We start from the raw sequence: 10,325 nt of genomic DNA, 5'->3' as shown, positions 1-10,325 counted from the left end.
CCCTCGTGACCGCACTGTACGTGAAGATCGACGACGACTTGGCGGGTATCGTGCGGCTGCCGGGCCGGCCACCGAAACTCAGTCACTCGGAGTTGCTGTGCCTGGCGGTCATGCAGGCGATGCTCGGCTTCCACTGCGAGGCCCGCTGGCTGCGGTACGTCCGCGCACACCTCCAGGACATGTTTCCCTTCGTCCCGCAGGATGCCGGCTACAACAAGCGGCTGCGTGCCGCGCTGCCGCAGATCAAACGCGTGATACGGGTGCTCGCCAAGGACACCGACTTCTGGCACGACACGGTGTGGATCACGGACTCGACCCCGGTGCCGTGCGGGATGTCCCGCCCCACGGTCAAGCGCTCGGAGCTGGCGGGCTGGGCCAACTACGGCTACTGCGCGTCGCATTCGCGGTTCTTCTGGGGGCTGCGGCTGTACCTGGTGTGCACCCCGGCCGGGATGCCGATCCTGTGGGCGCTGGCCGATCCGAAGCTCGGCGAGCGCGAGGTGCTGGCCGCGATGCTGGAGGTCGATGCCGAGCTGGTGCGCGTGCGGCCGGGCCTGCTGCTGATCAGCGACAAGGGCTTCGCGTCGAAGACCTTCGAGCGGTCACTGTCCGTACAGGGCATCACGCTGCTGCGGCCGTCGAGGAAGAGGGAGATCCTGCGGCCCGGCGAGCCGATGCTCAAGAAGGTCCGCCAGCTGATCGAGTCGGTCAACGACACCCTCAAGGGCCAGCTCGACCTGGAACAACACGGCGGGCGCACCGTCGAGGGCGTCGCTGTCCGTGTCGCTCAGCGTGTGCTGGCCCTGGCCGCCGCGATCTGGCACAACTTCCAGACCGGCCAGGCGATCAGCCGCTCACTGACCGCCTACGACCACTGACCGTATTCGGAAAGACTCGTCTAGAGGAGAACACCCCGTGAAGGTCGGCTGCATCGGACTCGGCGACATCGCGCAGAAGGCCTATCTTCCGGTGCTCGCCGTCCAGCCCGGAGTGGAACTGCACCTGCAGACCCGCACGCGCGCGACCCTCGACCGGGTCGCCGACGGTCTCCACCTCCCCGCGCACCGGCGTCACGCGGACCTCGGCTCACTGCTCGCCCAGAACCTCGACGCGGCCTTCGTGCACGCGCCGACCGACGTCCACCCGGAGATCGTGACCCGGCTCCTCGAGGCGGGCGTGCCGACGTACGTCGACAAGCCGCTCGCCTACGAACTCGCCGACTCGGAGCGGCTGGTGGCCCTCGCCGAGGAGCGGGGCACCAGCCTCGCCGTCGGCTTCAACCGTCGCTTCGCCCCCGGCTACGCGCAGTGCGCCGACCATCCGCGCGAGCTGATCCTGATGCAGAAGAACCGCGTCGGACTGCCGGAGGAACCGCGCACGATGGTCCTCGACGACTTCATCCACGTCGTCGACACCCTGCGCTTCCTCGTGCCCGGCCCGGTCGACGACGTGACCGTGCGTGCCCGCACCGAGGGCGGGCTGCTGCACCATGTGGTGCTCCAGCTCGCCGGGGACGGCTTCACCGCGCTCGGCGTGATGAACCGTCTCAGCGGCTCGGCCGAGGAGATCCTGGAGGTCTCCGGGCAGGACACCAAGCGCCAGGTCGCCAACCTCGCCGACGTGATCGACCACAAGGGGCAGCCGACCGTACGGCGGCGCGGGGACTGGGTGCCGGTGGCACGCCAGCGCGGCATCGAGCAGGTGGCGCTCGCCTTCCTGGACGCCGTGCGCGCGGGCAAGGTGCTCAGTGCCCGGGACGCGCTGGCCACCCATGAGCTGTGCGAACGGGTGGTACGAGCGATCCACGAGCGCGCCGCCTGAAGAACACCGCCTCGGTGACGCCCCACACCCCGAGGACCAGCAGCGCCGTGTACAGGGGCCAGTCGCCGAAGCGGACGTAGAGCGTGGTGCCGCGTGCCAGCGGCACCTCGTACACCTGCGCGGCGACGGTGTCGGTGCCGAGCCGCGGGCCGACCCGCCCGCCGTCCGGTCCGTACACGGCGGAGACGCCCGTGAGGGTCGCGTGCACCATCGGGCGGCCGGTCTCGGCGGCGCGCAGCGCGGCGAGCGAGGCATGCTGCGCGGGCGCCCAGCTCCGCTGGAACGTCGACGTGGAGGACTGGGCGAGCAGTACATCGGCGCCGTCCTCGGCGAGATGCCTGCTCATGTCGGGGAACGCCGACTCGAAGCACACCATCGGACCGATCCGCAGCCCGCCCCCCGCGTCCATCACCACCTGCTCGGAGCCCTGCCGGCGGTCCTCTCCGGCTGCCTTGCCGACGGAGGTCGCCCAGCCCAGCAGGGAGCGTGCCGGGATGTACTCGCCGAACGGAACCAGCCGCATCTTGTCGTACCGGTCCCCGGTCGGGCCGTCCGGGCCGATCAGCACGGAGCTCTTGTAGATGCCGGGCCTGTCCGAACGCCGGGCGTCCACGTTGACCAGGATCCGCGCGCCCGTCTCGCGGGACAGCGCGGTCAGCCGCCGCGCCAGGTCGGGACGGTCGCCGAGGTCGAAACCGACGCTGCTCTCGCCCCAGACGACCAGGCCGACGTCCCGGCCGGCCAGTTCGCGGGTGAGCTGCTCCTCGCGGTCGAAGCGCCGGTCGGCGCTGTCACGGCCGGCGACGACACCCGGCTGCACGAGCGCGACACGGACCCGGTCGCCGGTGTCCGGGCGCGGCGACCACACCCAGGCGGCGGAGGTGACGGCGGCCGTGGCGACCAGCCCGGCCACGGCCGGCACCCGGGCCCGCCGGACCGCGACAAGCACGGCCACAACGACGTTCAGCGCCACCACCAGGAAACTCGGCAGCCACACCCCGCCCACCGACGCCAGCCGCAGCGCGGCGTCCACCTCCCACTGGCTCGCACCGAGCACGCCCCAGGGACCGCCGAGCCCCTGCCAGGAACGGACCAGCTCGACCGCCAGCCATCCCGACGGCACCACGACGAGCGCGGCCGCGACCCGCCCCCGTGACGGCACCCCGCCCAGCAACCGCCGCACCAGCCACCCCCACGGCGCCCACAGCGCGCCCAGCAGGGCGGCGATGACGAACGTGAACACATGCAGGTTCGGCAGCAGCCAGTGGTGCATGGCCAGCATGAAACCGAACCCGCCCCACCAGCCGTCGAAGGCCGCCCTTCTTCCCGTCGGCGCGGCACGGGCCAGCAGCATCCACGGGACCAGGGCGACGTAGGCGAACCACCACAGGGACGGGGCGGGAAACGCCAGAACGGGCAGGGCGCCCACGACGGCGGCGACCGCCGATCGGCGCCAGGGGGAGGCGAGCCAGTCGCCGAGCGTCTTCATAGGCGCCTCCCTACCCCGTGCCGGTTCCAGTGTGCGTCCCGGACGTGATCCGGGACAGTGCGGGCCGGCTCAGTTGATCACAGGGGCGGTCCGCCGGTCGGCAACCCGGCGCCATTTCTCCCGTACGACGACCTCGCTCAGCCGCCAGCCGTCCTCCGTGCGCAGCACCGAGAACACGCACCGTCCGCCGCACAGGAGGTCCGGCGCCGCAGACACGCCCTCCGGTCCCGTGCCGCCCATGGGGTTCACATAATCGGCCTGCACCTCGGCCGTGTCACCGCGGTCCTGCTCCAGGATGCCGAACCGGATCCGCCGGTTGACGAGCAGATGCTGCCGCACGGGGAACACCGCGAAGCTCTCCGCGAGCCACCCGGCCACCGCCCCGGCGCTGCCCTCGATACCGCCGGCGGAGCGGTAGTCCGCCCGCCCCTCCGGTGTGAACAGCCCTCGGTACGCCTCCCAGTCACCGTCGTCCACGGCCACCGCGTACTCGGTGACGAGTCCGTCCAGGGCCAGCCGGTCCCTCACGGTCGCGAGCTCCACACGCTGGGTCATCGGCTCAGTGTTGACCATGCGGCAGGCGGAGCCAAGGGGGCGTGCGCTGATATTCAGTGGCTCACCGCCCACGCGGCGGCCGAAGCTGTACGCCGTGAACGATCAGCCGGCCGTGCAGCACCCGAAGTTCGAGGTGCGCGCCCACCCCACGGAGTCCACCGTCACCGTCTACCAGGCCTACCCACCGCACACAGGCGGCCCCGCGGCCCGCGACGGCCGCTTCCCGCCGTCGTGGAGCCGGGAGCGCATGACGTGGATCAAGCAGTGCTCATAGCCTTTATTCATGGCTGAAGACGACGACGAGCAGCAGACGGACGCCCGGTTACGGCGAGCCCTCCGGGCCAGGCAGACGGCCGGCGCGCAGCAGCGGGCGAAGAGGCACCGGGCCGACTGGGCAGGAGAGTCAGCGGCGATCTACTGCCGTATCTCCCATGTGAACGACGACGATCAGACGGGTGTGGAGCGTCAGGAGAAGATCTGCCGCGAAGTGGCGGATCGTCTGGGGCTCGTCGTGGACGAAGATCAGGTCTACGTGGACAACAACCGGTCGGCATGGCAGCGGAAGCGCAGGCGGCCGGGGTGGGATGCGCTACTGGCCGAGGCAGGCAAGGGCCGTGTGCGTCACGTCCTCACCTACCACCCGGACCGGCTTATGCGACAGCCGCGCGACCTCGAAGAGCTCTTGCAGATCGCGGACGATCACGACATCACGTTGCACGGCCAGGCGAACCGGCGTGACCTCGCGGACCCTGATGACCGCTTCTTCCTGCGTATTGAGGTTGCGCACGCGTGCCGGTCGAGTGACGACACGTCGCGCCGACTGATCGACTCCATGATCGATCGCGTGCAGGACGGGAGGCCGCACACCGGCCGCCGACGCTACGGGTACGACAAGACCGGCACCGTGATCGTCCCTGAAGAGGCCGACATCGTGCGGGAGATCTTCACCCGCTATCTCGACGGAGTGAGCCCGGTTCAACTGGCCAAAGAACTGTTCGATCGGGGTGAGAAGACCGCCGAGGGGCGCAACTGGACTGCCCCGCGAGTGCGAGACGTGCTCGACAACCGCCACGTCGCCGGCATCCGTGTGTTCCGTGGTGAGGAGGTCGGAGACGGAGAGTGGCCCGCGATCATCGACCGGGGGATGTGGCTCGAGGTTCGGGAGCGCCGGGCCTACCGGGCCGCCAGACTGGCGAACGGCAGGCAGCCGGGCCGGTTCTACCTGCTGCGTGGCTTGGTCACCTGCACGGGGTGCGGAAAGATCATGGGTGGGTCCGGAGGAAGCGGCGCCAAGTACGTCTGCCAGCACACACAGCGGCTCGACATTCCACGCTGCAACCGGGCCGTCTCCGCCCCGATCTTGGAAGAGTTCGTGAGCGAAGCCGCGATCAACCTTCTTGAACGCCTTGATCTGTCGGAGGCGCCGACGCCCTCTGAACTGTCGGACGAGGACCGGGCCGCTATCGAGGGAGACCGGCGCGAGCTCGACGAGCTCAAGGACATGTGGCAGAAGCAGGAGCTGAAGACCCGGGAATACCGCGAGATGCGCAGGACCGTCGAAGCGCGCATCGCGGAGATCGAGCGCAAAATGATCGTCCGGCCGACTACCGAGGTCCTGAACGGTCTTGTGGGCCCGCATGCGCGGGCGAGCTGGGAGGCGTTGAGGGAGGCGGAGGACTTCCAGCGTATGAACGCGGTGATGCGCTTCCTGTTTGCTGCGGTCAAGATCAAGGAAGCGACGAAGAAGGGCCGGTACTTCGACTACGGCAGGATCGACATCGAGCAGAACCCGATCTGGGCCTGAGCCCCAGCACAGAGAAAGAGAAGGGGGCCTCACACGAGGCCCCCTTGCCGTCTCATTCGATCTTTCCTCCTGGTTGACGCTCCAGGAGCCGGGCCAGTCGCTTTGCTGACTCCGGCCCGATCCTGGTGGAGAAGGCCCGGCAGACTCTTTCCAGGTGGTGGGCTCTGTCCGCGTCGCGGTTCTGTTTCGTCAATGGCTCACCGCCGCCCGGCTGATCTCTTCGCGGGCCATCTCGCGGTTGCTCGCCAGGTCGCTGGCGACTCCGGCCGCGATGAGGGCGGCGCCGGGGGTGTGGCCGGAACCTACGTAGCGCCAGTGCGCATCCGTGATCGCATCGGGGATCTCGGCTTGGCCGATGTGGTGGGCACGTTCAGCGCGTAATGCTGCGTAGGTGGTGGAGTAGGCCCGCGATTTGGTGAGGATGTGGCCGCGGTAGCCAAGGGTGTGGGTCCAGGTGCGCAGGTGCAGGGGTGCGTACTCGCGAAGGCCGCCGAGGCGCCAACAGGTGCGCATCAGGGTGCGGATGTGCTCGCTCACGGGTGCTGCATTGATGTCGTCCCAGGTGGTGACCTTGTGGTCGGTGCCGGCGCCTGTCTCGCTTGCTCCCTTGGTGACGTACTTTGCGACGTATGCGGCCACCGCGTCATCACCGGGCCCGTCACCCTCGGCGTGCAGCGGGCGGACGTCGAGTTGGGCACCCCAGCGAAGGTGCAGTTCGCCCACGGCCAGGCTGTACGGAGTGCGGACCAGGACCCGCCCGGCGGAGGCGCGCACAGCGTCGGTGAGTCGGTCGGCCGTGCCCCAGGGCGGAGAGTCGTCGGTCGGTCCGTCGGGGCCGTCGAGACGGACGACGGCGTGCACGTGGACGGCCGCCCGTTTCTGGTACTCGGCGACGCGTGCGAAGGACAGTCGGGCGTGGCGGGCGAAGTGAGACTGTACGAGGCCGGCGGAGGAGGCGAGGCGCCGTCGGACGTCGATGACGAAGCGGTCCCACAGCTTGGAGGCGTGCGCGTGCCAGAGGACGTGTCCGGTGTAGTCGTAGCAGTCGGGGCACAGGGGTTGGCCGACGAGGGGATCGTTCGCAGTGTGCTCGGTGCCGCAGCCAGGGGGGTGGCCGTGTCCGCACGTGCCGCGATCACGGCGAGGGCGGCAGCGTTCCCCGGTCCGGTGCACGGGGCCGAAGGAGGGTGCGGTCAGGGTGAGGAAGAGCCGTGGGCGGTTGCGGACGGTGGTGGGGACGTTCTTGCCGCCGAGGAGTCCCGCGCGGACGAGGTGGAAGGTGTCGCCCGCGTGGAGGCGGGAGCAGGGGGCGCAGACGGTGGCCCGGCGGTTGCGGCAGCGGACGAGGAGGCGTTCGCCCGGTTCGTTGCGGGTGTCGTACTGGCGGAGGATCTCGCCGGTTGTGCCGTCCAGGGTGGTGGTGGAGCCGGAGAGGTGGATGGGGTGGGAGCAGCCGCCGGTAGCGGTGATCTGTTCCAGCCAGCGGGAGAAGTGTGGGTCTTGGGCTATGCGGATGGCGTCGCGGTCCGTTTCGGCGAGCTGACGCAGGCGCGCCGCGCGGTCGAGGACGGCGCGCCTGTCAGCCGGGGTGAACTCCGGGGTGATGGTGGTGACCTTCCGGTGTGGGCCGCCGCAGCGGCACGGAGGATGGTGGGTGGCGCGTGGTCGCTCATGGGGATCGCCTCTCTTGCTTGGTCGGTGGGTGGGCGGGGGTCAGCGGATGGTTCCGGTGCCCCGGCAGACGCGGCAGCGGCGCAGTCGTCCGGTCCAGGTCCTGCGGGCCCCGTCGCCCTTGCAGTGCGGGCACCTTACGCGAGGCATGGGCATGGTGGTGGGTCCTTCCTGCTCAGGTGTGGGAGAAGCCGCTGATGACCCAGGTGACGAGGCCGTGCACGGTGTGGATCACGGGGGTCTGGCCGAGGTAGAGGCCGAAGAGGCCGACGCAGACCGCTTCCCAGGCCCGTACGTCGCGGGAGCGGACGAGGAGAACGGTGATGAACCCGAAGATCACTGCGAACGTGAACGCCGTACCTTCGCTGATCACTTGTTCTCCCCTTCCAGCGCCACGAGGGCACGGTGAACGGTGGGCAGTTCCGGGGTCATGCCGGCGAACTTGCGGGCTGTCGCAACGGCCTCATCCGTGGGGGTCAGGTGCGAGCGGGCACGGCTCCAGCCGCCGTCCGGTCCGGTACACACAGCGACCCCGCGTTCCTCCGGTGTGATCGCTTGCGCGACGGCCACGGCATCCTTGTTGAGATCGCCCAAGGTCATCTCAGCCGTGCCGGGGTCGTTGACGCGGTGGCAGATACGGCCGCCGAGCTGGGCCCGCAGCGCGGTGACACCGGGACCGAGGTCAGAGCCGACGCGTTGCCCGGCGACCACCAGGTGCAGGCCGAGCGCGGCCCCGAGCTGAGCGATGCGGAGCAGCAGCGTGGAGCACTGTTCGGCCTCTGCCTTGCCCTCGCGGGTGCCGTCGGACAGGTACAGTTCCGCGATCTCGTCGACCAGCACGACGACCGGCACCGGCCTTAGCTTGTCGGGCAGCTCCCAGATCGAGCGCACGCCGGCCGTACGGCACGCGTTCATCCGTTCCTGCATGTCGACGACGAGCGCGGAGAGTACGGTGACCGCTTCGCGTCGGCAGGTGGCGAGCGCACTCAACCGACCGGTGAACAGTCCGAGTTCCATGCCGCCCTTGCAGTCGATGCCGACCAGGGCGACGCGTTGCGCGGCAAGCTGAGTGATCAGCCGGGCCAGCACAGTGGACTTGCCGGACCGGGTGGCCCCCGTGATCAGCCAGTGCGGGACGAGCCGGAGGTTCATCACCCAGGCGCCGCCGCTCTCCAGTGCGCCGATGAGCGCGGAGAGCAGTTCGGCCGGGGCGGTGGCTAAGCCGGGCCGCTCAAGCGGGTCGGTGGCCATCGCGGAGAGGAGCACCAGGCCGCGTTCCGGCGAGGTGACCCGCACCGCGTGCACCCGCCAGGCGTGGACCAGAGCATCAGCCGCCTTCATGTACGTCGCCGGGGTCTGACCCGCGTGCAGCCGCACGGCCACGGTCAGCCCCATCAGCGTGGCGCGCGGGAACGAGACCCTCGGAGCGATCGGCCGGACCGGATCGCCCTTGACCACCAGGTCCCCGAGCAGCCCGCGGGGCGGACGACGGGAGACGGCGAGGTCGTTGAGCATGGCGACCTCGCGCCAGGTGAAGACCACCCGGCACGCGGTGACGGGGTAACCGATGAGGTACCAGTGCCAGGCCGGGCGGTGCCGGCGCACCATGTCACCGACGACGAGCACCCAGGCCAGCACCGCGAGCGCGAAAGCGAGCAGGATCGGCCCCATCACGCGTCACCGCCCTTGCGGTGTGCGGCAGTGCCGCTGTGTACGGGCGTGATCGCGTCCGCCCGGAAGCTGACGCCGTGCCGGTCGCCCATGGCCCACATGAACGCCGTGAGTCCGGTGACCGTGACGATCTGCCCTTCCTCGATGCCCTTGGGCTCACCGGTCACCGCGATCTCGATGACGGAGATCCGCCGCCGGTCCTGCCGCACGGTGACGGCCACGGTGAACACCGGGTTGCCGTCCCGGTCCTTCTTCACCTCCTGTGTTTCGGGGTTGCTGATCTTCGCTTCCGGCGCGATGGCGCACCGCAGTACGCCCAGTCGCGCCGTGTCCACGGGAATGGACTGCATGTTCTTCGGCCTCCCTGGCCAATCAGGACGTCCGACACATGCGGACGTCACTTGTCCTTACGAGTTACGACTATGGAGTGCTGTACGGCAGGAGTGCAACTACTTATGCTGACGAGTGATGACGCGCGTGCGACGCGTCTACGACACCGAACCGGAGAAGCCGAGATGACGGAGATCCAGCGCCCCGGAGCCCTCTACCAGCAGGTGGCCGCCGCCATCCGAGAGGCGATCCTGTCCGGCGAGTTCGCACCGGACTCGCCGTTGCCGTCGGAGTCCCAACTGATCGCCCGTTACGGGGTCTCCCGACCCACCGTGCGCAACGCGATCGCGGCTCTGCGCGCGGAAGGGCTGATCGATGTACGGCACGGCAAGGGCAGTTTCGTACGGTCCGACGGCCAGCCCGCCCTCACCATCGAGCGTCGCATCAGCCGCACCAGCGACGACCGGTTCACCATGCCCAACGGTGACGCATGGGAGGAGACCGAGGAGCCGACCACCTACCGCACCCGCACCACCAAGGCAACCGGCCGATTGCTCCAACTCGCCGAAGAGGAAGCGCTCTTCGGCTGTGACCGACTGCTGCACGACCCCGGCACCGGCACCCGTGCCATGCACCGCACGCTGATCCCCTTCGAGGTGGCCGAAGCCATCCCGCCGCTCGGGAAGGAGCCGTGCCAGCAACCGGCAGAGATCTACCGACTGCTCACCCAGGACGGTGGCCACGCCCTGTGGTGGTCGGAGACGGTCCGCGCCCGTATGCCGCTGCCCGACGAGCGCGCCACCCTCCAGCTCCCGGACGCGACTCCGATCCTGCACCTGTCCCGCATCGCGCACGGCACCGACGACCGCCCTCTGCTCCTCGAAGAACTGCGCGTCGGTGCGGACCGCGCCGAGGTCGCCTACCGGATCACCGCCGACAGGCAGCCCGCTCGGCGCCGCAAGGCGTGAGGGACGAGGAGCATCG

At 69.7% G+C, this 10,325-nt stretch carries 10 protein-coding genes and 1 pseudogene; 5 read left to right on the top strand and 6 right to left on the bottom strand.

Features of this window, described 5'->3' with window-relative positions:
• Both B9S61_RS20730 and B9S61_RS20725 read left to right on the top strand, forming a co-directional pair.
• On the top strand, positions 1 to 878 hold an 878-nt coding region (locus B9S61_RS20730; protein ID WP_374936231.1), incomplete at its 5' end, for an IS982 family transposase.
• 37 nt (positions 879 to 915) lie between these two features.
• Positions 916 to 1,821, top strand: coding sequence for a Gfo/Idh/MocA family protein (locus B9S61_RS20725; protein ID WP_103543592.1), 906 nt, complete (start codon positions 916 to 918; stop codon positions 1,819 to 1,821).
• Here the strand turns inward: B9S61_RS20725 and lnt are convergent.
• Positions 1,745 to 3,310 (bottom strand): apolipoprotein N-acyltransferase, encoded by a 1,566-nt coding sequence (gene lnt, locus B9S61_RS20720; protein WP_103543591.1) that lies wholly within the window; start codon positions 3,308 to 3,310, stop codon positions 1,745 to 1,747. The genes B9S61_RS20725 and lnt overlap by 77 nt on opposite strands.
• 69 nt (positions 3,311 to 3,379) lie before the next feature.
• Positions 3,380 to 3,865: a nuclear transport factor 2 family protein gene (locus B9S61_RS20715; protein WP_103543594.1), complete on the bottom strand. Its 486-nt coding sequence runs from the start codon at positions 3,863 to 3,865 to the stop codon at positions 3,380 to 3,382.
• Between the two features lie 112 nt (positions 3,866 to 3,977).
• Here B9S61_RS20715 and B9S61_RS20710 point away from each other — a divergent pair.
• Positions 3,978 to 4,127, top strand: a pseudogene (locus B9S61_RS20710) (DUF4291 family protein); the annotation flags it as partial.
• Between the two features lie 21 nt (positions 4,128 to 4,148).
• Positions 4,149 to 5,669 (top strand): recombinase family protein, encoded by a 1,521-nt coding sequence (locus tag B9S61_RS20705; protein ID WP_042163667.1) that lies wholly within the window; start codon positions 4,149 to 4,151, stop codon positions 5,667 to 5,669.
• Positions 5,670 to 5,858: 189 nt separating this feature from the next.
• Here the strand turns inward: B9S61_RS20705 and B9S61_RS20700 are convergent, their stop codons facing one another.
• The 4 genes from B9S61_RS20700 to B9S61_RS20685 all read right to left on the bottom strand — a co-directional run bounded on the left by B9S61_RS20700 (position 5,859) and on the right by B9S61_RS20685 (position 9,361).
• Complete coding sequence (locus B9S61_RS20700; protein ID WP_103543589.1) at positions 5,859 to 7,217, bottom strand: replication initiator; 1,359 nt, start codon at positions 7,215 to 7,217, stop codon at positions 5,859 to 5,861.
• Between the two features lie 298 nt (positions 7,218 to 7,515).
• Positions 7,516 to 7,713 (bottom strand): hypothetical protein, encoded by a 198-nt coding sequence (locus tag B9S61_RS20695; RefSeq protein WP_103543588.1) that lies wholly within the window; start codon positions 7,711 to 7,713, stop codon positions 7,516 to 7,518.
• Complete coding sequence (locus B9S61_RS20690; protein WP_103543587.1) at positions 7,710 to 9,011, bottom strand: FtsK/SpoIIIE domain-containing protein; 1,302 nt, start codon at positions 9,009 to 9,011, stop codon at positions 7,710 to 7,712. The genes B9S61_RS20695 and B9S61_RS20690 overlap by 4 nt, the downstream gene beginning before the upstream one ends.
• Positions 9,011 to 9,361, bottom strand: a complete 351-nt coding sequence (locus B9S61_RS20685) for a hypothetical protein (RefSeq protein WP_042163656.1) — start codon at positions 9,359 to 9,361, stop codon at positions 9,011 to 9,013. Before B9S61_RS20685 ends, B9S61_RS20690 begins: the two co-directional genes overlap by 1 nt.
• A 165-nt stretch (positions 9,362 to 9,526) precedes the next feature.
• On the opposite strand from B9S61_RS20685, the gene B9S61_RS20680 reads away from it, so the two are divergent.
• Positions 9,527 to 10,309, top strand: coding sequence for a GntR family transcriptional regulator (locus tag B9S61_RS20680; protein WP_042163655.1), 783 nt, complete (start codon positions 9,527 to 9,529; stop codon positions 10,307 to 10,309).
• Positions 10,310 to 10,325 lie beyond the last annotated feature (16 nt).

Origin of the sequence: Streptomyces sp. SM1 (assembly GCF_002910825.1) — a bacterium.
GTDB lineage: Bacteria > Actinomycetota > Actinomycetes > Streptomycetales > Streptomycetaceae > Streptomyces > Streptomyces okerensis.
Note: the sequence above shows the minus strand (reverse complement) of the source record. Positions and strands in the feature narration are given on the sequence as shown.

Bases quoted from the DNA above. Each gene is read 5' to 3' on its own strand.
- lnt (WP_103543591.1), bottom strand. From the start codon at position 3,310: ATGAAGACGCTCGGCGACTGGCTCGCCTCCCCCTGGCGCCGATCGGCG.
- B9S61_RS20715 (WP_103543594.1), bottom strand. From the start codon at position 3,865: ATGACCCAGCGTGTGGAGCTCGCGACCGTGAGGGACCGGCTGGCCCTG.
- B9S61_RS20705 (WP_042163667.1), top strand. From the start codon at position 4,149: ATGGCTGAAGACGACGACGAGCAGCAGACGGACGCCCGGTTACGGCGA.
- B9S61_RS20690 (WP_103543587.1), bottom strand. From the start codon at position 9,011: ATGGGGCCGATCCTGCTCGCTTTCGCGCTCGCGGTGCTGGCCTGGGTG.
- B9S61_RS20685 (WP_042163656.1), bottom strand. From the start codon at position 9,361: ATGCAGTCCATTCCCGTGGACACGGCGCGACTGGGCGTACTGCGGTGC.
- B9S61_RS20680 (WP_042163655.1), top strand. From the start codon at position 9,527: ATGACGGAGATCCAGCGCCCCGGAGCCCTCTACCAGCAGGTGGCCGCC.